This is a genomic window from Pasteurella atlantica, from assembly GCF_963693435.1.
GTDB lineage: Bacteria > Pseudomonadota > Gammaproteobacteria > Enterobacterales > Pasteurellaceae > Phocoenobacter > Phocoenobacter atlanticus.
Genome location: NZ_OY856306.1, coordinates 1,917,739 through 1,938,022, shown reverse-complemented (window position 1 = coordinate 1,938,022; position 20,284 = coordinate 1,917,739). Strand labels below are relative to the sequence as shown.

Annotated in this window: 21 protein-coding genes and 1 riboswitch; of the genes, 15 read left to right on the top strand and 6 right to left on the bottom strand. The window is 34.5% G+C overall.

The window, feature by feature from the left end; genetic code table 11:
• Positions 1–148: 148 nt before the first annotated feature.
• The 6 genes from U9966_RS08980 (at position 149) to U9966_RS08955 (ending at position 8,236) form a co-directional block, all read left to right on the top strand.
• Positions 149–1,804, top strand: a complete 1,656-nt coding sequence (locus U9966_RS08980; protein ID WP_306346515.1) for a putative transporter — start codon at positions 149–151, stop codon at positions 1,802–1,804.
• 164 nt (positions 1,805–1,968) lie between these two features.
• On the top strand, positions 1,969–3,267 hold the full coding sequence (tig, locus tag U9966_RS08975; protein ID WP_306346516.1) for a trigger factor: 1,299 nt from the start codon (positions 1,969–1,971) through the stop codon (positions 3,265–3,267).
• Positions 3,268–3,376: 109 nt separating this feature from the next.
• Positions 3,377–3,826, top strand: a complete 450-nt coding sequence (locus tag U9966_RS08970) for a rhodanese-like domain-containing protein (RefSeq protein ID WP_306346517.1) — start codon at positions 3,377–3,379, stop codon at positions 3,824–3,826.
• A gap of 30 nt (positions 3,827–3,856) precedes the next feature.
• Entirely contained in the window at positions 3,857–4,360 is a 504-nt protein-coding gene (gene secB / locus U9966_RS08965; RefSeq protein ID WP_306346518.1) for a protein-export chaperone SecB, read from the top strand.
• Positions 4,361–4,487: 127 nt separating this feature from the next.
• Entirely contained in the window at positions 4,488–6,332 is a 1,845-nt protein-coding gene (uvrC, locus tag U9966_RS08960) for an excinuclease ABC subunit UvrC (RefSeq protein WP_306346519.1), read from the top strand.
• 298 nt (positions 6,333–6,630) lie between these two features.
• Positions 6,631–6,764, top strand: a riboswitch (glycine riboswitch).
• Between the two features lie 110 nt (positions 6,765–6,874).
• Positions 6,875–8,236: an alanine/glycine:cation symporter family protein gene (locus U9966_RS08955; RefSeq protein WP_306346520.1), complete on the top strand. Its 1,362-nt coding sequence runs from the start codon at positions 6,875–6,877 to the stop codon at positions 8,234–8,236.
• A 104-nt stretch (positions 8,237–8,340) separates the two neighbouring features.
• Here the strand turns inward: U9966_RS08955 and epmA are convergent, their stop codons facing one another.
• Positions 8,341–9,324 (bottom strand): elongation factor P--(R)-beta-lysine ligase, encoded by a 984-nt coding sequence (epmA, locus tag U9966_RS08950; protein WP_306346521.1) that lies wholly within the window; start codon positions 9,322–9,324, stop codon positions 8,341–8,343.
• A 224-nt stretch (positions 9,325–9,548) separates the two neighbouring features.
• Here epmA and frdA point away from each other — a divergent pair, with 224 nt between their 5' ends.
• From frdA to U9966_RS08925, 5 genes are all read left to right on the top strand, one after another.
• Positions 9,549–11,348, top strand: a complete 1,800-nt coding sequence (gene frdA, locus U9966_RS08945) for a fumarate reductase (quinol) flavoprotein subunit (protein WP_306346522.1) — start codon at positions 9,549–9,551, stop codon at positions 11,346–11,348.
• A gap of 3 nt (positions 11,349–11,351) precedes the next feature.
• Complete coding sequence (locus U9966_RS08940; RefSeq protein ID WP_306346523.1) at positions 11,352–12,140, top strand: succinate dehydrogenase/fumarate reductase iron-sulfur subunit; 789 nt, start codon at positions 11,352–11,354, stop codon at positions 12,138–12,140.
• 10 nt (positions 12,141–12,150) lie between these two features.
• On the top strand, positions 12,151–12,555 hold the full coding sequence (frdC, locus tag U9966_RS08935) for a fumarate reductase subunit FrdC (protein WP_306346524.1): 405 nt from the start codon (positions 12,151–12,153) through the stop codon (positions 12,553–12,555).
• An 11-nt stretch (positions 12,556–12,566) separates the two neighbouring features.
• The gene (gene frdD, locus U9966_RS08930; protein ID WP_306346525.1) at positions 12,567–12,911 is read left to right on the top strand and encodes a fumarate reductase subunit FrdD; all 345 of its coding nucleotides are present in this window, start codon (positions 12,567–12,569) and stop codon (positions 12,909–12,911) included.
• Between the two features lie 95 nt (positions 12,912–13,006).
• A complete protein-coding gene (locus tag U9966_RS08925; RefSeq protein WP_306346526.1) occupies positions 13,007–13,606 on the top strand; it encodes a ComEA family DNA-binding protein in 600 nt (199 codons plus the stop codon).
• Positions 13,607–13,704: 98 nt separating this feature from the next.
• On the opposite strand, the gene U9966_RS08920 is transcribed toward U9966_RS08925, so the two are convergent.
• From U9966_RS08920 to U9966_RS08905, 4 genes are read right to left on the bottom strand one after another with little or no spacing between them, the layout of a single operon-like run.
• The gene (locus U9966_RS08920) at positions 13,705–14,001 is read right to left on the bottom strand and encodes a YciI family protein (RefSeq protein ID WP_211597059.1); all 297 of its coding nucleotides are present in this window, start codon (positions 13,999–14,001) and stop codon (positions 13,705–13,707) included.
• Positions 14,002–14,010: 9 nt separating this feature from the next.
• Positions 14,011–14,451 (bottom strand): acyl-CoA thioester hydrolase YciA, encoded by a 441-nt coding sequence (gene yciA / locus U9966_RS08915; protein WP_306346527.1) that lies wholly within the window; start codon positions 14,449–14,451, stop codon positions 14,011–14,013.
• Positions 14,441–14,989, bottom strand: a complete 549-nt coding sequence (locus tag U9966_RS08910; protein WP_306346528.1) for a septation protein A — start codon at positions 14,987–14,989, stop codon at positions 14,441–14,443. Before U9966_RS08910 ends, yciA begins: the two co-directional genes overlap by 11 nt.
• 9 nt (positions 14,990–14,998) lie before the next feature.
• Complete coding sequence (locus U9966_RS08905; protein WP_306346529.1) at positions 14,999–15,745, bottom strand: hypothetical protein; 747 nt, start codon at positions 15,743–15,745, stop codon at positions 14,999–15,001.
• A 131-nt stretch (positions 15,746–15,876) separates the two neighbouring features.
• Between U9966_RS08905 and yfbV the strand changes: the two genes are divergently transcribed.
• Positions 15,877–16,311 (top strand): terminus macrodomain insulation protein YfbV, encoded by a 435-nt coding sequence (yfbV, locus tag U9966_RS08900; RefSeq protein ID WP_306346530.1) that lies wholly within the window; start codon positions 15,877–15,879, stop codon positions 16,309–16,311.
• Between the two features lie 65 nt (positions 16,312–16,376).
• Here yfbV and fadR read toward each other — a convergent pair whose 3' ends face one another.
• On the bottom strand, positions 16,377–17,111 hold the full coding sequence (gene fadR / locus U9966_RS08895) for a fatty acid metabolism transcriptional regulator FadR (protein WP_306346531.1): 735 nt from the start codon (positions 17,109–17,111) through the stop codon (positions 16,377–16,379).
• A gap of 200 nt (positions 17,112–17,311) precedes the next feature.
• On the opposite strand from fadR, the gene nhaB reads away from it, so the two are divergent.
• The 3 genes from nhaB to U9966_RS08880 all read left to right on the top strand — a co-directional run bounded on the left by nhaB (position 17,312) and on the right by U9966_RS08880 (position 20,208).
• The gene (gene nhaB, locus U9966_RS08890; protein ID WP_306346532.1) at positions 17,312–18,853 is read left to right on the top strand and encodes a sodium/proton antiporter NhaB; all 1,542 of its coding nucleotides are present in this window, start codon (positions 17,312–17,314) and stop codon (positions 18,851–18,853) included.
• Between the two features lie 13 nt (positions 18,854–18,866).
• A complete protein-coding gene (dsbB, locus tag U9966_RS08885; RefSeq protein WP_306346533.1) occupies positions 18,867–19,403 on the top strand; it encodes a disulfide bond formation protein DsbB in 537 nt (178 codons plus the stop codon).
• A 166-nt stretch (positions 19,404–19,569) separates the two neighbouring features.
• On the top strand, positions 19,570–20,208 hold the full coding sequence (locus U9966_RS08880) for a lipase family alpha/beta hydrolase (protein WP_306346534.1): 639 nt from the start codon (positions 19,570–19,572) through the stop codon (positions 20,206–20,208).
• Positions 20,209–20,284 lie beyond the last annotated feature (76 nt).

The window sequence follows — 20,284 nt, the reverse complement described above, 5'->3', positions numbered from 1 at the left end:
TGTAAAAATTTAACAGAATGTAACCGCTTTTCTGTTTAAAAAATGTAAAAGTGTTATAAATACGCCATTATTTTGCGATAAATCTAATTTTTTATTGTAATTTTTGATAGAATTCGCCTAGTTATTTTTTATTTTATTAGGGGAAACAATGAGTGAAATAGCAATCACGGTAAGTATCCTTTCTTTAGTTGCAGTGTTAGGACTATGGATTGGAAACTTTAAAGTTCGAGGTGTTGGGCTCGGTATTGGAGGCGTTCTATTTGGTGGGTTATTTATTGCTCACTTTATGCAACAGTATGGACTTCATTTAGATAAACATACCTTACACTTCATACAAGAATTCGGGTTGATTTTATTTGTTTATACCATAGGTATTCAAGTTGGTCCTGGATTTTTCTCATCACTACGTCATTCAGGCTTAAAATTAAATGGTTTTGCATTTATGATTGTTGCCATTAGTGGTGTATTAGTGGTGTTACTACACAAATTATTTGATGTGCCACTTCCTGTTATTTTGGGGGTATTCTCTGGGGCGGTAACCAATACGCCATCACTAGGTGCTGGACAACAAATTCTAGCAGAATTAGGTAGTGATACCGAAGTAATGGGTATGGCGTATGCCATTGCCTATCCTTTTGGTATTGTGGGTATTTTACTTGCAATGTGGTTGGTACGTGTTATTTTCAGAATTAATGTTGATCAAGAAGCAGAACATTTTGATAAAACTCAAAATACCAAAAAAAGTGGATTAAGTTCATTAAATGTGCGTTTGACTAATCCAAATTTACAAGGTTTAACATTAAAAGAAATTCCTGATTTTGAACTTCACGATGTCGTTTATTCTCGGTTAAAACGAGGGAGTGAAGAACTTTTTGTACCAAAGGCAGATACTCAATTATTGATTGGTGATGTACTTCATCTTGTCGGAGAAGCAACAACATTAAATAAAATGAAGCTAATTTTAGGTGAAGAAGCCGAAATGTCGCTTTCAACCAAAGGTACACACTATCGTTCAGAACGTGCAGTTGTCACCAATGAAAAAATCTTTGGTAAAAAACTTCGTCATTTAGGATTTAAAGGTAAATATGATGTAGTTATTTCTCGTTTAAATCGTTCAGGTGTAGAACTTGTCCCAAATAGTGAAATGACACTTCAATTTGGTGATGTCCTTAATTTAGTAGGGCGAGAAGATGATATTAAAGCGGTAATGGCGATTATCGGTAATGCCCAACAAAAGTTACAACAAGTACAAATGTTACCAATTTTTATCGGTATCGGTTTAGGGGTACTACTTGGATCTATTCCACTTTATATTCCAGGTTTCCCAGTGGCATTAAAATTAGGTTTAGCAGGTGGTCCATTAGTGGTTGCTCTCATCTTGGCTCGTATCGGTAGCATTGGTAAATTATATTGGTTTATGCCACCAAGTGCTAACCTTGCATTGCGAGAAATTGGTATTGTGCTATTCCTTGCGGTTGTAGGCTTAAAATCTGGCGGACATTTCCTTGAAACATTATTAAGCAGTGAAGGAATGTCTTGGATTGGTTTTGGTGTTCTTATTACCTTTATTCCACTTATCGTAACAGGCTGTGTGGCTCGTATTTACGGTAAAGTGAACTACTTAACAATTTGTGGACTGTTAGCAGGTTCAATGACCGATCCACCAGCTTTAGCCTTTGCAAATGCAATTAAAGAAGAGAGTGGAGCATCAGCATTATCTTATGCGACAGTTTATCCACTTGTTATGTTCTTACGTATAATGTTGCCACAGTTATTAGCTATTGCACTTTGGACTGTTGGTTAAATTTTAAATCATAATAAAAATAGGACGAAAAAATCGTCCTATTTTTATTTGTATTGTTCAAATAATAAACTGTTGTGATTTTATTCCTCGACATCAAAGCAAGGGATCGTTACAATTAGCACCTATTTATCCATTTATTTACATACCGACAGAGGTTAAATTTAATGTCATTTTCAATTGAAACAACTCAAGGCTTAGAACGCCGTGTAACTATTACTGTGCCTGCTGATAAAATTGAAGCAGCATATCGTCAAGAATTAAAAGGCGTGGCAAAGAATGCCAAAATTGATGGTTTCCGTAAAGGTAAGGTTCCTCATACTATTTTAGAGCAACGCTATGGTGCATCTGTACGTCAAGATGTTTTATCCGATAATATGCAACGTGCATTCTTTGATGTTATTATCAAGGAAAAAATCAATATTGCAGGTCGTCCAACATTTACACCTGAGAGCTATGAAATTGGTAAAGATTTTACATTCTCAGCAACTTTTGAAGTCTATCCAGAAATCGAATTAAAAGGTTTAGAAAATATAAAAGTTGAAAAATCAGTAGTAGAAATTACAGATGCTGATATCGATAAAATGATTGACGTATTACGTAAACAACAAGCAACATTTAGTGAAACAGTGGAAGCTGCTAAAGCAGAAGATCGTGTAACTATTGATTTTGTTGGTTCTATTGATGGTGAAGAATTTGAAGGTGGTAAAGCATCAGATTTCGCATTAGCAATGGGTCAAGGACAAATGATACCAGGTTTTGAAGAGGGCATCGTTGGTCACAAAGCGGGTGAAGAGTTTGATATTATGGTTACCTTCCCTGAAGATTACCAAGCAGAAAACTTAAAAGGTAAAGAAGCAAAATTTGCCATTACCTTGAAAAAAGTAGAAGTAATGGAATTACCAGAAGTTAATGATGAATTTGTTCAGCGTTTTGGTAAAACGAAAACAGTTGCAGACTTACGTGAAGAAATTAAACGTAATATGGAACGTGAACTTAAAAATGCCGTAATTTCAAAAGTAAAAACTCAAGTAATTGATGGCTTACTTGCTGAAAATGAGATTGAAGTGCCACAGTCTGCTATTAATGAAGAAGTTGAAGAGTTACGTAAACAAGCTGCACAACAATTCGGTGGAAATCCTGAAGTCGCAGCCCAACTTCCTGCTGAGTTATTTACAGAACAAGCGAAACGTCGTGTTCAAGTTGGTTTATTGTTCTCATCTGTGATTACAGCAAATGAAGTAAAAGTTGATGAAGAGCTTGTAAAAGAGAAAATTGCGGAATTAGCTTCTGCTTACGAAGATCCAGCAGAAGTAATTGAATACTATGCGAAAAATAAACAATTAACAGATAATATACGCAATGTTGTTTTAGAAGAACAAGCGGTTGAAAGTATTCTTGCAAAAGCTCAAGTGACTGAAAAAACTCAGTCATTTGATGATGTAATGAATAAACAACAAGGCTAGCTCTCTAAAAGGTTAAAAGACAGTTGTCTTATAATTAAACAAGCGGTTACTTTTAGAGGAAAATTTACTAAAAGTAGCCGTTCTTATTTTATCATCATAGAGAGAAATTATGGACCCAACATTAATTCAGGAAATTCAACAGTTTGCCTCAAACCATACTATTATGGTTATTGCTTGGTTTGCTTTACTTGTTGCTTTGATAATCAATTTTTATCAAGGATTAACCAGTAAATTTAAAATTATTAATAACGCTCAACTCACACACTTAATTAATAAAGAAGAAGGTGTGGTATTGGATTTACGCAGTGACGATGAATTTAAAGCAGGACATATCATTGAGAGTCTACATATATTACCGTCCGATATTAAAGGTAAAAATACTCAACGCATTGAAAAATACAAAACCCGTCCTGTTATTTTAGTTTGTGCGACTGGTGTAACAGCAAGTACAAGTGCGGCAATATTAACTAAACAAGGTTTTGAAAAAGTGTATGTATTAAAAGAAGGTATTAGTGCGTGGAGTGCTGAAAAATTACCTTTAATTAAAAAACATAAATAACCCCATTATCAACAAAGTAAGGAAAAAACGATGTCTGAAGAAAATCAAGTAGCAGCAGAAGAACAGCAAGAAGAACAACAATTTGATCTTCAAATTCAACGTATTTATGTTAAAGACGTTTCGTTTGAAGCACCAAATCTTCCAACTATTTTTCAACAAGAGTGGGAGCCAGATTTAGGTTTTGAATTAGATACTGAAACCAGAGAATTAGCAGAAGATATTTATGAAGTCACTTTACACCTTAACATTAAAACAACAATGAAAGAGTCAAAAGACGTGGCGTTCATTTGTGAAGTAAAACAAGCAGGTGTATTTAGTATTCAAGGCATTGAAGGTGTGCAACTTGCACATTGTTTAGCGGCACATTGCCCTAATATGCTGTATCCTTATGCAAGAGAATTGGTTGCAAGTTTAGTCAATCGTGGAACTTTCCCTGCACTTAATTTAGCACCTGTCAATTTTGATGCTCTATTTATGGACTATTTAGAAAGTCAGCAGGAAGAAGAAACAGAAGAAGAAAAAACGATTAATTAATTTAGTCTAGTTTTCTCAAAACTGTACCTTGTTTTAAGGTGCAGTTTTTTTATATCTTGATAAGTGGAAAGTCTGTTATAATTTGGTAAATTTTATGAAACATCATACCGCTTAACATCTTATTTATATGGCAACCACATTTGATCATATTGCTTTTCTAAAAAATATTCCTCATACATCAGGGGTTTATCGTATGTATGACGATAAACAAACCATTATTTATGTTGGAAAAGCGAAAGATCTAAAAAAGCGTTTAGCCAGTTATTTTAGAAAAAACCTTACTAGTCGTAAAACAGAAGCACTAGTATCCAATATTGCTCATATTGAAATTACTCTTACTCATTCTGAAACAGAAGCATTACTATTAGAGCATAATTATATTAAACAGCACAAACCTCGTTATAACGTATTATTGCGGGACGATAAATCTTACCCTTATATTTTATTAACTCATCATCAACATCCCCGTATTGCCTCTTTTCGAGGAAATAAAAAAGTAAAAGGAGAATATTTTGGTCCTTATCCAAATTCCACAGCAGTACGTGAAACCTTAACACTATTACAAAAACTATTTCCAATACGACAATGTCAAGATAGCTATTATAAAAATCGCTCTCGCCCTTGTTTACAATATCAAATTAAACGTTGTTTAGCCCCTTGTGTGAAAGGTTATTGCACAGATGATGAATATGATCAACAAGTACATTTTGTCCGTTTATTTTTACAAGGAAAAGATCAGCAGGTTATTACTCATCTTGTACAAAAAATGGAACAAGCTGCACAGAATTTAAATTTTGAAGAAGCGGCTCGTTATCGGGATCAAATTCAAGCAGTACGAACCGTAACAGAAAAACAATTTGTTGATAATGAACGTTTAGATGATTTGGACATTATTGCTATTGCGTATCAGCACGGCATTGCTTGTGTCCATATTCTATTTGTGCGACAAGGTAAAGTCCTCGGAAATCGTAGTTACTTTCCAAAAGTACCGAGTAATACAGATTTAACAGAATTAAGTGATACTTTTGTCGGACAATTTTACCTACAAATTAATCAACATCGCACTATTCCTAATCAAATTATTATTAATCATAAACTGACGGAAGTTACTGCTTTGAATGAAATTCTCACAGAGCAAGCTGGGAGAAAAGTGACTATTATTGATGGCACTGTGCGAGGTGAAAAAGCGCGTTATTTACGCCTTGCACATACCAATGCGACTTCAGCATTAGCACAAAAATTGCAACAAAACTCACAAATTGCAGCTCGTTATCAAGCACTGCAAGAAGTATTAAATATACCTGAAATTAAACGAATGGAATGTTTTGACATCAGTCATACAATGGGAAACCAAACAGTTGCTTCTTGTGTTGTGTTTGATCAAAAAGGAGTATTAAAGTCAGATTATCGTCGCTTTAATATTGAAGGAATAACTGGCGGAGATGACTATGCAGCAATGGAAAAAGCACTTTTAAAACGTTATAACAAACCTCTTACTGAAGATAAAATCCCAGATATTATTTTTATTGATGGAGGCAAGGGGCAACTTAATCGAGCTTTAATGACTTTTGAAAAGTTAAATGTGGCTTGGAATAAAGATCACCCATTACTTATTGGAGTATCAAAAGGCGTAGAGCGTAAAGCAGGATTAGAAACCTTAATTATCAGCAAACAACAGAATAAAGAAATACACCTACCACCAGATAGTTTAGCGTTACATTTAATTCAACATATCCGAGATGAATCTCATCATCACGCTATCACTGGGCATCGAAAAAAACGTCAAAAAGCCTTTACAGAAAGTGGGTTAGAATCTATCGCAGGAATTGGTGCTAAACGTCGTCAAGCATTATTAAAGTATTTGGGAGGAATGCAAGGTGTTAAATCAGCGACTGTGGAAGAAATTGCTAAAGTACCAGGCATCTCAACAGCCCTTGCAGAAACCATTTTTGATGTGTTACAAAATGGGTAAATATAATTTAGAATTTAAATTAGATACTAAAAATGCACATTTTTTATTCAATGTAACCGTGAGGTTTAGTTATTTACGCTCTCTCTTTCAATGGGTTAAATTTTGGTATTTATAATTGTTGAAAAAAATAAATTTTTTGTTAAAATTCCCTCTCTTTTTTATTTTTAACTAAAAAAGACGTTCGGATGAAGGTAGCTGGAGAATGGTGGTGACGCCATACCGAAGAGGAAAAATCTTTCAGGTGCTGTTGTTTATTTAATGAGAATATTAAGTAGCGATAACAGTGAGGACAGTTACTGGACGAACCCTTGGAGAGATCCAACCCGTTAAATCGGAAAATGGACGCCGAAGGCGAAAATATAACTTATTTTAAATAAAGGTTTTAAAAAGAGGTTATGTGAAACGCTCAGGCAAAAGGACAGGGGAGAAAAGTAACACTTTCTTATAAAGGGGTGACAGTTTTTGTAAATTTTTATAAAAATCTAACCGCTTCATTTCTACTTTTCTTTACCTTGTAAGTTATTTTTTACGAGGAATTTTTAATGTTAGACACAATTTTAAAGTCAATAGATAGTTTTATCTGGGGACCTCCTTTGCTTGTTTTACTTGCAGGGGTTGGAATTTATTTCACTTTTAAACTACAACTTATTCAGCTATTTCGCCTGCCACGAGCATTAAAATATATTTTTAAATCTGAAAAAGGGGCAAATCAAAAAGGCGATATTTCTGCTTTTGCATCTTTATCTACTGCTTTAGCTGCGACAATTGGAACAGGAAATATTGTGGGAGTGGCAACGGCTATTCAGGCGGGAGGTCCCGGTGCGTTATTTTGGATGTGGATCATTGCTGTTTTTGGAATGGCGACTAAGTATGCAGAAGGTTTACTTGCGATTAAATTTAGAGGTAAAGATAAGGATGGTTTTATCTCTGGTGGTCCAATGTATTATATTGAAATGGGGATGGGAGAAAAATGGAAATGGCTAGCAAAACTTTTTGCATTATTTGGTGTTTTAGTCGCATTTTTTGGCATAGGCACTTTCCCTCAAATTAATGGAATTACCCATGCCTTACAGGATACATTTAGCATACCCATTTTTGTGAGTGGTATCGTGTTAACACTCTGCGTTGCTTCCATTATCTTAGGGGGAGTAAAACGAATTTCTAAAATTGCAAGTATCGTTGTGCCATTTATGGCAGTTGCTTATATTTTGGTATCTGTTGTGATCTTGGTGCTAAATGCAGATAAATTACTCGAAACTATCCTCTTTATTGTGAAAATGGCATTTAACCCAGAGGCTGCAGTAAGTGGTGCGTTAGGCTTTACAGTAATGCAAGCCATTCAATCTGGTGTCGCTCGTGGTATTTTCTCAAATGAATCAGGCTTGGGATCAGCTCCTATTGCCGCAGCAGCGGCACAAACCAATGAGCCAGTACGTCAAGGATTAATCTCAATGACAGGGACATTTTTAGATACCATTATTGTATGTACAATGACAGGATTAGTGATTGTTCTTACTGGTACTTGGCAAGGAAATGTTGAAGGTGCCGCTTTAACTAATCTTGCTTTTGCAACAGGGTTATCCAGTTCTTTTGGTTCACTTGTAGTAACGGTAGGTTTAGTCTTTTTTGCATTCACAACCATTTTAGGTTGGTGTTATTATGGTGAACGTTGTTTTGTCTATTTGACAAATGGTCGCACCAAAGGAATTAAATTTTATCGAATCATCTTTATTTTGTTAATTGCTGTTGCTCCAATGATTAAATTACAAACAATTTGGACAATTGCTGATATAGTAAATGGTTTGATGTCATTCCCTAATTTAATTGCGTTAATTGCACTGCGTCATATTGTGATTGATGAAACAAAAAACTATTTTGAACGTATAAAGCAACAAAGTAAATAAATAAACAAAGTAAATAATTAAAGAGCAACAAGCGGTATGATGTTAGCAAAAATTTGCAAATTTTTATTATTATCATACCGCTTACTTTAGATTATTTTATGTGACTAAGCTGCCGTTATTCCAAAAGAAATCACTTCATTAATATTCTCTTTATCCATTGCGAGCATTAATAAACGATCGACACCAAGTGCAACTCCCGAACAATCTGGCATTCCTTGTTTTAAAGATGTAAGAAAACGGGTATCCAATTTTTGAGGAGGTAATCCTAATTTTTCACGTTCAATGTTATCTTGCATAAAACGGCGAATTTGCTCTTCTGCATTTTGTAGTTCGTGAAAGCCATTTGCGATTTCAATACCTTTAAAATAAAATTCAAAACGTTCTGCAACACGATGATCTTCTGAACTAATTTGTGCAAGAGCCGCTTGAGTGGCTGGAAAATGGAAAATGGCAACAGGTCTATCTTGTCCAATTTTAGGTTCAACTAACTCGCTAAATAAAAATTGTAATAAAATATTACGGCTTTCATCATCACTGCATTGTAAACCGTGTTCACGAGCTTTCTCAATAAGTTGTTTTTTTGAAGCAGAAAGAGGATCTAATCCAACATACTGTTGAAAGATAAATTGATAATTAAAGGATTCTGCTGGTTCACAATCTAAAATATGTTGCAATAAATCATCCACTTCATTGATTAAGCGATACATATCAAAATGTGGACGATACCATTCTAACATTGTAAATTCTGGATTATGTTTCTTTCCTGCTTCCTCATTGCGAAATACTTTACCGATCTGGAAAATAGGTCCAGAACCTGCGACAAGTAAGCGTTTCATATGATATTCAGGGCTTGTTATTAAGTGTAACTGTTGAACTTCATTTGAAAATGGTGCATTAAAGTTTGTTTCAAAAGTTACAAGATTTATATCAGTTACCCCAAATTCACTTAAGATAGGTGTTTCAACTTCTAATAATCCTCGTTCTGTAAAAAATTGTCGTATATTTTTGATAATTTTTGCACGTTGTAATAGATTTTCAATAGATGCTGTAGGCATCCAATCTATTTCGTCTAATTGTAAATTTTCCATAAAATGTTACCGCTGTGAAATTCTAAGGGAGATTGTAACACTATCATTTTTAGATAAAAACCCCTATTGTTGAGATTGGTTATCAGTACAGGCATAGCAAGGTCTAAACAATTTGAGATAGATCACAAAACTGTAAATAAAGGTTATAAATTTTTTTGAAAAAATGTCACAATTTAGCCATATATTTAATGAATAAATTTTTCCCTAAAGAGTAGGAGTATATTGTGCAAACTGTAAATGTTGATGTAGCGATTGTGGGCGCTGGTGGTGGTGGCTTACGTGCTGCGATTGCGGCAGCAGAGGCTAATCCAAATTTAAAAATAGCGTTAATTTCTAAGGTTTATCCTATGCGTAGCCATACTGTGGCTGCAGAAGGTGGATCAGCGGCGGTAATTAAAGAAACTGATTCTTATGAAAAACACTTTCACGATACTGTGGCAGGTGGGGACTGGTTATGTGAACAAGATGTTGTAGAATATTTTGTTAAGCATTCTCCAGTTGAAATGACACAACTTGAACGTTGGGGTTGTCCTTGGAGTCGTAAAGATGACGGCGGTGTAAACGTGCGTCGTTTTGGTGGAATGAAAATTGAGCGTACTTGGTTCGCTGCAGATAAAACAGGTTTCCACTTATTACACACTCTTTTCCAAACTTCAATTAAATATCCTCAAATTATCCGTTTTGATGAGCATTTCGTTTTAGATATTCTTGCTGATGATGGTCACGCACGTGGTTGTGTCGCAATGAATATGATGGAAGGGACTTTTGTTCAAATCAATGCAAATGCGGTTGTTATCGCAACAGGTGGCGGTTGTCGTGCATTCCGTTTCAATACCAATGGGGGTATCGTAACAGGTGATGGTTTATCTATGGCATATCGTCACGGTGTACCATTGCGTGATATGGAATTTGTTCAATATCACCCAACAGGATTACCAAATACTGGAATCTTAATGACAGAAGGTTGTCGTGGGGAAGGGGGTATTCTGGTGAATAAAGACGGTTACCGTTACTTACAAGACTACGGTCTAGGACCTGAAACACCTGTAGGTAAACCAGAAAATAAATATATGGAACTTGGTCCTCGTGATAAAGTTTCACAAGCATTCTGGCAAGAATGGAAAAAAGGTAATACCCTTAAAACAGCAAAAGGGGTGGACATTGTTCATCTTGATTTACGTCACTTGGGGGCGAAATATTTACAAGAACGTTTACCATTTATTTGTGAATTATCTAAAGCTTATGAAGGGGTTGACCCAGCAGAAGCACCAATTCCAGTACGTCCAGTTGTTCACTATACAATGGGTGGTATTGAAGTTAATCAACAATCTGAAACCATTATTAAAGGTTTATTCGCAGTAGGTGAATGTGCATCATCAGGCTTGCACGGTGCAAACCGTTTAGGTTCAAACTCTCTTGCTGAATTAACGGTTCTTGGTCGTGTAGCTGGGGAAGGTGCAGCTCGTGTAGCATCAGAAGCAACACCTGCAAATCAAGCGGTTATTGATGCACAAGCAAAAGATATTTTAGCCCGTGTTCACGAGTTAGCTCGTCAAGAAGGCGATGAGTCTTGGTCACAAATCCGTAACGAGATGGGTGATTCAATGGAAGAAGGCTGTGGTATTTATCGTACAGAAGAAAGTATGCAAACTACGGTTAATAAAATTGCTGAACTTAAAGAACGTTACAAAAAAATCAGCATTAAAGATACCTCAAGCGTATTCAACACTGATTTATTATATAAAATTGAGTTGGGTTATATCCTTGATGTTGCTCAGGCTATTTCATCTTCAGCATTGGAGCGTAAAGAGTCTCGTGGTGCACACCAGCGTTTAGACTACACAGAACGTGATGATGAAAAATATTTACAACATACGTTGGCTTACTATAACAAAGATGCTGCACCAACTATTAAATATAGTGATGTGAAGATTACCACTTCACAACCAGCAAAACGTGTTTATGGTGCAGAAGCTGATGCAGCAGAAGCTGCTGAGAAAGCCGCAAAAGCAGCTAAGGAGTAGAAAATGGCAGAACAAAATATGATGACAGTTGAAGTGCTTCGTTATAATCCAGAAAAAGATAACGAACCTCATTTAACCAAGTATCAAGTACCTTATGATAGCCAAACTTCACTTCTTGATGCACTTGGTTATATTAAAGATGAAGAAGAACCAGAACTTTCTTATCGTTGGTCTTGTCGAATGGCGATATGTGGTTCTTGTGGAATGATGGTAAACAATAAGCCTAAACTTGCGTGTAAAACATTCTTACGTGATTACAGCGGTTATATGCGTATTGAACCACTTGCAAACTTTCCAATTGAGCGTGACTTAGTGGTCGATTTAAGTCACTTTATTGAAAGTTTAGAAGCGATCAAACCATATATTATTGATAATAAAGCCCCTGAATTAGAAGCGCCTGTTGATGATAAGGAATTTGCAGATGCTCGTGTTGAACTTGAAAAAACTCGTACTAAACAAACACCAGCACAGTTAGAAAAATACCGTACATTCTCAATGTGTATCAACTGTGGTTTATGTTATGCAGCTTGTCCACAATTTGGTTTAAACCCTGAATTTGTTGGTCCTGCAGCGTTAACACTGGCACACCGTTATAACCTTGATAACCGTGATAGTGGTAAAGCTGAGCGTATGAAAGTGATCAATGGTAAAAATGGGGTATGGAGCTGTACTTTTGTGGGCTATTGTTCAGAAGTATGTCCAAAACACGTTGATCCTGCATCAGCGGTAAACCAAGGTAAAGTTGAAAGCTCGAAAGATTACGTGATTTCAATGTTAAAACCAAAGAAATAAGGAGTGTAAAATGACAACTGAAACAACTAAACGCAAAAAATATGTGCGTGAAATGACGCCAACGTGGTGGAAAAAGTTAGATTTTTACAAACTGTACATTGCTCGTGAAGCAACCGCAGTGCCAACACTTTGGTTTTGTTTAGTCTTACTTTATGGTGTGATCTGTTTAGGTGGTGGCGTAGAAGATGTAAAAGCGAATTTTATTCCATTTTTACAAAATCCTGTGGTAGTGATTTTTAATATTATCACACTAGGAGCCGTCATTCTTAATACCGTGACTTATTACTTTATGACACCAAAAGTGCTGAATATTATTGTTAAAAATCAACGTATCAATCCAAATATTATTACAGGGGTCTTATGGGGTGCAACCGCATTCGTTAGCCTTGTAATTTTAGTATTGATGTACATTTAATGGGGGAGAAAATGAAAGAGATTAAACGTTCTGATGAGCCTGTTGTATGGTTACTATTTGGTGCAGGAACAACAGTAAGTGCTATGTTCTACCCTATATTAGTGCTAATTATTGGTTTTTTATTACCGCTTGGTTTAATTAGCGGTGGGGTTGAAAATCTTGTGGCATTTTCACAATGTTGGTTTGGTAAACTAGTGATTTTAGGGTTTTTGATCTTCCCTGTTTGGGGAGCAATGCACCGTATTCATCACGGCTTGCACGATTTTAAAATTCATTTACCCGCAAGTGGAATTATCTTCTATGGTTTATCAATTTTATATAGTGTGTTAGTATTATTTGCAGTAATTAACATTTAATTGTAGAACTTTTAGACAAAATGGCGGTCTAACGAGGTTAGATCGCCATTTTTTATTTAACTTTTTATTTAACTAAAGGACATAAAGGAATTTATATGAAATTTTTAAAAACACTTGTAATTTTGATGCTTGCAACAGCCGTTTCAACGGTCTCTTTTGCGGCACCGAGTTCAAACTCTTCTAAAGCAGAGAAACAAAAAACATCTCAGGGAGCAAAGCAAAAATCAAAAAAAGTAAAAAAAACAAAACAGGTGAAGAAAACAAAAAAAGCTAAAAAACTTGAAAAATCATCAAAAACTAAGACAAAATCAAGTAAGCAAGCGGTTACATCATCAAAGAAAAATGCAAAAAAAACAGCATCTAACAAAGTAAATAAAAAATCAGGCAGTGTGAAAAAGAAAGCAGAGTCTAAAAACGTGAAAACAGAAAAGAAAGCATCTTCTGTGAAAAAAACGGCGAATACAAAAAAATCGAAGACTAAAAAAACAGCGAAAAAAATGTCTAAAGTAGTGAATATTAACACTGCAACGGCAACAGAGTTACAACAGTTAGCAGGCATTGGTCCTAAAAAAGCAAAAGCGATTATTTCTTATCGTAAGAAAGTCGGTAAAATTAAAAATATTACGGAACTTTCAAATGTGCAAGGCATTGGTGTTGCGACTATTAAAAATATTAAATCTTTTGTGAAATTTTAATTAAAGATAAGCTGAAAAACAGCTAGTATTGATGAAGCTAGGAATTATAAAAACTGAGGTATAAATAATATATTTTACCTCAGTTTTATATTTAATAATTAAAATACTTTAAGAAAAGGTTTTACAAATACTTCGCCATAAACACCAGCTTCTACGTAAGGGTCTTCACTTGCCCACTGTTTTGCGTCTTCTAATGAAGTAAATTGTGCAATGACTGTTGACCCGGTAAAACCTGCCTCTCCAGGTGTTTCACTATCAATTGCTGGATTTGGACCTGCAGTAAATAGTCGACCTTCTGCTTGTAAGTGCTTTAAGCGAGCTAAATGTTGTTCACGCACAGCAAGACGTTGTTGTAGCGTGTTTGGTTTATCTTGAGCAAAAATAACATAATACATAATATTCTCCTATTGGTTAAGTAATGCAAGAGCAGTATCTAATTCAGGATTATCTTCACGTGGAATAGGGCGAGGCTTACCGTCATTATCTACTGCCACAAAGGTAAATTCAGCTTCTGTCACACAGTGACGATCTCGTAATCCCTCATAAACGCGTTTAATAAAAATTTCGACTTTGACTTGTAGAGATGAATGTCCAACTTTAGTACATTTTCCATAGCAGCATACGACATCACCGACAGAAACAGGATGTAAAAAATTCATTGAGTTAACGGAAACGGTAACCACTCTCCCTTTAGCAATCTCTTTTGCTAAAATAGCCCCTCCCATATCCATTTGAGACATAATCCAACCACCAAAAATATCACCATTGGCATTGGTATCAGATGGCATTGCAAGGGTTCTTAAAATTAGCTTTCCTTCAGGTTCTCGACATTGATTATTTGCCATTGTTTTCCTCCAGTTGTTTCAAATGTGGATAGAGATACACACCTGTAATAATTGTCGCAATCAGGCTTAGCCCTGTTAATCCAAATACTTTAAAGGTAGACCAAATATCCTCAGACATAAATTCACTGATATAAATATTCAGTAACATACAGAAGATAAAAAATACTGCCCAACCTAGATTTAGATTATTCCAAACTTTATTTTCTAACTGAATTTCTTTCCCAAGTAAATATTTAATAATAGGGCTTTTTAATACAAATTGGCTAAATAGCAACGCGAATGCAAAAAGTCCGTTAATAATGGTCACCTTCCATTGTAGAAAGCGAATATCATCAAAATAAGCAGTTAAACCTCCAAAAATTAGAACAAAACCAGCCATAAACAGTTGCATTTTAGTCACCTCACCAAAAAACACTTTTAGTAAAATTAATTGAATAATAGTCGCAATAACTAAAGTGATTGCAGCTTCTTGTGTACCAAATAATTTATAAACAACAAAAAATAAAATTAGTGGGATAAATTCAAGTAATTGTTTCATTTGTTATCCTTATAGTTGGCGGTAAAGCTGGTAAAAACGGAAGCTAAATACAATCACAAAAACACTTAAAAAAGTACTTACAATGGCAGAAAAAATAAGGATAGGAATGCCGTCTCCTAAGCGTTCAAGACTATTGATAATAAATAAAGGTAATAATGATGCAAGCACACAGAACAAGGCTAATGGTCGCATTTTTCCTTTGCTTAATTTAAAGGTAAAAGTGAGTGTTTCCATAATACTTTTTTGTGGCTCTTCTACCAAATAAACATAAATAGTTAAATAAAGTTTTATGAAGAAATAAAGCCCTAATACGATAAGAGGTAATGAAACAAGACTAATTGGAGATTGATTTGCGATTGAATAAAAACCAGTCAATCCAAGTGTAAATGCTAATGGAATAGCAGAAATAATACTTAGTAATATTAATGGGAAAAATGATTTTAATATTCCTGAAATTGGTTGAAAAAAGTGTTGATAGTTACTGTTAGTGATAGATTTTACATTTAAAATAACGAGTGCTGTAAATACCAAGTTTAAAATAAGTAATAGCAAAGAGGGGAATACGACAAAGAGGATATTTTCTTGAGGGTTTTGAGAAATATTTTGTGCAGGTAGTTGTATTGGGAAAAATTGAAGAAGTAAGTATTGTCCCAATTGAATTAATAGCATTGTTCCCATTGAAAAAAGGGAAAATTGGCGTTGGTTTTGGATAAAATTCCAACTATCTTGAAATAGTTGAATAAATTTAATTGGCATTGAATAGTTCCTTAAGTTAAAGATATTATCTTACTTAGATTATAACAATACTTTAACTTATCTGCATTATCTATTGTAGATTTTTGAGAGTTAGCTACAATGGTAAATCTGAATTCTAAATAGGTAGTATTATGTATGACACACTAAAAGCAGGACAGAATTATATTGAAACCTTACCAAATCAAAAAAAACTCAATGTCTTTATGCCGGATTACCGCTTTATTAAATGGGTTAAATTTGCACAAAAAGTAATGCCTGCTTTTGCTTGTTTTGCCATTATTTGGCAATATTTTTTACATAGTCCCACTCAATTTATTTTAGTCAATGTTTTAATTACTGCGTTATTTGCATTGAGCATTCCCTTTCAAGGATTGTTTTGGCTTGGTAGACGAGCTAAATCTCCTCTTTCTCTTTCTTTATTAAAGTGGTATGAGGAGTTACGCATAAAATTGATTAGTGAGCAAATTGATGTGGAAGAACAAATGATGCCTTCTTATCAAGATTTTGCCACTTTATTAAAACTCGCTGAGCAAACTTGGGGTGATCAGTATTTTGATGAGTTATAAGCGGTATTATTTGATCAAAAATTTGCAAAAAGTTGAGATAAAGTCACCGCTTGAATATAACAATATTAGCCTTCCATTCTAGGTTTAGTCCCTAGCTTTCCTAGTATTTCATTCCATAGTTTGGTACTTTGTTCTCGGTGTATTTTAATACATTCTCGTACTTTTTCAGCGTTTTCATTTCTACATAACTCTTGTAAGCTAGTGTAAAAATCGTGTGCTAATTTTCGCCCTTCAGGAATACTAAAATAAATACCTCCAATCTGATTATACAAACCTTTAAAGCTATTAAAAATTAAACCATAAACAGGTTTATTTGCAACGACAGTAAAACTTCTAAATACGTGGTAATCAAATTCGGTATAGGCTTTTGCTGTATCGTCTAATTGTTCTAATTGTTCAAAAATTGCCAAAGAACCTTCAGGATCTGTTTCGATTGCTTTCGGAATATAAGAATCTGACATTCGAGTACGTAATGAAAGAATATCTGCAATAATAAGAGGGGCGACTGTTTTATCAAGTTGAAATAACTTTTCTACCACACTTGTTCCGCCTGTTTCCCAAATATTATTAACATAAGTTGGTTTGCCGTGCTGAATATTTAACCAACCTTCACGAGCGAGACGCTGTAAAACTTCTCGTAATGTTGTTCGTGTTACCCCAATAGTATCCGCTAATTCTCTTTCAGCAGGTAAATATGAATTAGGTGGATAAGTATTATTCCAAATACTTTTAATAATATACTCTTCTGCTAATGCTGCTGGACTACTGGCTTTTAAAATACCAAATTTGTTTTCATTCATTTAGTTATAACATCCCAAATAATGTGTGAATTTTCATCAAATCAATAAATTTTTTGAATTTATTGATAATTTTTAAAATCTTTTGCATTAATATTGCCTTTCCCTATTATCGTTTAATCTAATCTATATTACAATATGAGACAATAATTAAAAATTTAACCAAATGATGTTATAAATTTGGTCAGAGGAGAGAGTTGTTTATGATAGCCCCGAGTTCTATTTTCAAGAATTTTTTAGGAAATTCCCCATTATGGTATAAATATGCCATTATCTTTTTTTTGGTTTTAAATCCAATTTTATTTTTCATCGACCCATTTGTTGCTGGTTGGTGTTTAGTCTGTGAATTTATCTTTACCTTAGCAATGGCACTAAAATGCTATCCTTTACAACCTGGTGGTTTATTAGCTATGGAAGCGGTTGTAATTGGAATGACGCATCCTGAACATATTAAAGAAGAAATAATGGCAAATTTTGAAGTTATTTTGCTATTAATGTTTATGGTAGCGGGTATTTACTTTATGAAACAGTTACTACTTTATGCATTTACTAAGCTATTAATTGTAGTACGTTCAAAAAGAACATTATCATTAGCCTTTTGTTTAAGTGCAGCTTTTCTTTCTGCATTCTTAGATGCTCTAACTGTTATTGCCGTTATTATCAGTGTCAGCGTAGGTTTTTACGGGGTTTATCATAAAGTAGCTTCTGGTTACACCTTTGATGATGATGTAAACGATATTTATTGTGATGAAAAAATCACTACCAACAAACAAATTTTGGAACATTTCCGTAGCTTTTTACGTAGCTTACTTATGCACGCAGGTGTAGGAAGTGCGTTAGGTGGTGTAATGACAATGGTAGGCGAACCTCAAAACTTAATTATTGCAGATAAAGCTAGTTGGCATTTTGGTGAATTTGTATTACGTGTTGCCCCTGTAAGTGTCCCTGTTTTATTATGCGGTGCTGTTACTTGTTATCTTTTAGAACGATACAGATTATTTGGCTATGGTGACCCGTTGCCACGTCGTGTATGGGCAATTTTAGCGCGTTTTAATACAGAACAAGATAAAAAAATGACCGATCAAGATCGTGCGAAATTAGTTATTCAAGCCCTTGCAGGAATTTGGTTAGTTATTGGGTTAGCATTCCATTTGGCGGATGTTGGAATTATTGGTTTAACTATTATCATTATCTGTACTTCTTTCTGTGGTATCATTGATGAACATTCGATAGGAGAATCATTTAAAGAGTCATTGCCTTTTACTGCATTACTTGTCGTTTTCTTCTCAATAGTGGCTGTAATCGTTGACTTAAAACTTTTTGAACCAATTATTAAATATGTGTTAGCCGCAGATACTGATTCACAGCTTGGATTATTCTATATCTTTAATGGATTGCTCTCGATGATTTCTGATAATGTCTTTGTAGGAACAGTTTATATTAATGAAGCTTTCCACGCTTTAAAAGAGAATATTATTACGCGTGAACAATTTGACTTAATTTCTGTTGCAATTAATACAGGTACTAATTTACCATCAGTGGCAACACCAAATGGACAAGCGGCATTTTTATTCTTATTAACCTCATCTTTTGCTCCTTTGGTTCGTTTATCTTATGGTAGAATGGTGTATATGGCGTTACCTTACACAATTGTGTTATCTTTAGTCGGTTTCGCATCATTAAAATTATTTTTACCAACACTAACGTCACTAATGACAGATTGGGGTTGGTTAATTATTCGTTAAACTAGGAGCATTTATGCTAAATTACATCAAAGAGCTTTCCCTTGGGCGTAGTGCTTGGTTTCTTCTTATCCTAAGTGGAGTAATACTTGAAGGAATAGCCCTTTATTTTCAACACAAAATGGGATTAGCACCTTGTGTAATGTGTATTTATGAGCGAATAGCCTTATTGGCTATTTGTATTGCAGGAGCAATTGCGTTTATTGCTCCTCGATTTCTTCTTTTTCGTTTAATAGCCCTAGCAATGGGAATTTTAGGTGCGGTTCAAGGATTAAATTTATCAGTTAAACACTATAACTATCAATTTAATCCTTCTCCTTGGAATCAATGTCCAATCAAGGTAGATTTTCCTGACCAATTACCTTTAAATCAATGGTTTCCCAATTTTTTTGAAGCAACAGGTAGTTGTAGTGAAATAAAATGGCAATTCCTCAGTTTTTCAATGCCTCAGTGGTTAGCTATGATTTTTAGTGCTTATTTGACGGTTTTGGTGATTGTTGCTTTAAGTCAATTCAAAAGATTAAAAAAGAAAGATCAATTTATTTTTGGATAGTATATTGATTACAAGTATTAATTCATATAGAGACAAGGTATGCCTTGTCTTTGTCTTTTATGAAGTGGAATTTTTAGTGAAACTTATTCTACGGAATTTAGAGGAAGTTATACCCAATTAATCACTTAAGCGGCTTCTTTCATATTAAATGAGAATAGGATAAAAAATGAAACAACCCAAACTATTTTTGATTCATGGCTTATTTATGAATAGTATTATTATGCAATATATGCATTATCATTTAAGTCGCCGTGGTTATGATGTACAGCTTTTTTCATACCCCTCTACTCAGTGTTCATTACAGTATAATGCGGAACAACTATTTGATTTTGTAAAGAAACAATGTCAGAGAGAGGAGATTTGTCACTTTGTAGGGCACAGTTTGGGCGGTTTACTTATTCGCTTAGGTTATGACTATGCACCACAATATTTTAATGGACGCATCGTCACACTAGGTACACCACATAACGGCAGTGAAGTGGCTCAATATATTACAGATCATATTCCTTTTAATATTTTAGGTCACTCTTATGAAAATGCCCTCGATGGTCATTTACCACCTTGGCAAGGAAACATTGAACTTGGTTCTATTGCTGGAACTAAATGTATTGGTATTGGTTCGCTTTTTCAAGCGTTAGATAAACCCAATGATGGCACCGTTAGTCTTGTAGAAACAATGTTAGAGAATCAAACTGATCATATTGAGTTACCCCTAAGTCACACTACATTGCTCTATTCTAAGCAAGTGATTTATCAAACCGATTATTTTTTGAAAAATGGTCGATTTGATAAACATTTATTTTAATTTCTAAAAATTAATAGGTAAAAGTTTGTGGTTTCCCTAAAATCAAAATGGACAAACCCCAAATATTGTTCAACAT

Coding starts and splice junctions, on each gene's coding strand:
- U9966_RS08980 (WP_306346515.1), top strand. CDS start 149: ATGAGTGAAATAGCAATCACGGTAAGTATCCTTTCTTTAGTTGCAGTG.
- tig (WP_306346516.1), top strand. CDS start 1,969: ATGTCATTTTCAATTGAAACAACTCAAGGCTTAGAACGCCGTGTAACT.
- U9966_RS08970 (WP_306346517.1), top strand. CDS start 3,377: ATGGACCCAACATTAATTCAGGAAATTCAACAGTTTGCCTCAAACCAT.
- secB (WP_306346518.1), top strand. CDS start 3,857: ATGTCTGAAGAAAATCAAGTAGCAGCAGAAGAACAGCAAGAAGAACAA.
- uvrC (WP_306346519.1), top strand. CDS start 4,488: ATGGCAACCACATTTGATCATATTGCTTTTCTAAAAAATATTCCTCAT.
- U9966_RS08955 (WP_306346520.1), top strand. CDS start 6,875: ATGTTAGACACAATTTTAAAGTCAATAGATAGTTTTATCTGGGGACCT.
- epmA (WP_306346521.1), bottom strand. CDS start 9,324: ATGGAAAATTTACAATTAGACGAAATAGATTGGATGCCTACAGCATCT.
- U9966_RS08940 (WP_306346523.1), top strand. CDS start 11,352: ATGGCAGAACAAAATATGATGACAGTTGAAGTGCTTCGTTATAATCCA.
- frdC (WP_306346524.1), top strand. CDS start 12,151: ATGACAACTGAAACAACTAAACGCAAAAAATATGTGCGTGAAATGACG.
- frdD (WP_306346525.1), top strand. CDS start 12,567: ATGAAAGAGATTAAACGTTCTGATGAGCCTGTTGTATGGTTACTATTT.
- U9966_RS08925 (WP_306346526.1), top strand. CDS start 13,007: ATGAAATTTTTAAAAACACTTGTAATTTTGATGCTTGCAACAGCCGTT.
- U9966_RS08920 (WP_211597059.1), bottom strand. CDS start 14,001: ATGTATTATGTTATTTTTGCTCAAGATAAACCAAACACGCTACAACAA.
- yciA (WP_306346527.1), bottom strand. CDS start 14,451: ATGGCAAATAATCAATGTCGAGAACCTGAAGGAAAGCTAATTTTAAGA.
- U9966_RS08910 (WP_306346528.1), bottom strand. CDS start 14,989: ATGAAACAATTACTTGAATTTATCCCACTAATTTTATTTTTTGTTGTT.
- U9966_RS08905 (WP_306346529.1), bottom strand. CDS start 15,745: ATGCCAATTAAATTTATTCAACTATTTCAAGATAGTTGGAATTTTATC.
- yfbV (WP_306346530.1), top strand. CDS start 15,877: ATGTATGACACACTAAAAGCAGGACAGAATTATATTGAAACCTTACCA.
- fadR (WP_306346531.1), bottom strand. CDS start 17,111: ATGAATGAAAACAAATTTGGTATTTTAAAAGCCAGTAGTCCAGCAGCA.
- nhaB (WP_306346532.1), top strand. CDS start 17,312: ATGATAGCCCCGAGTTCTATTTTCAAGAATTTTTTAGGAAATTCCCCA.
- dsbB (WP_306346533.1), top strand. CDS start 18,867: ATGCTAAATTACATCAAAGAGCTTTCCCTTGGGCGTAGTGCTTGGTTT.
- U9966_RS08880 (WP_306346534.1), top strand. CDS start 19,570: ATGAAACAACCCAAACTATTTTTGATTCATGGCTTATTTATGAATAGT.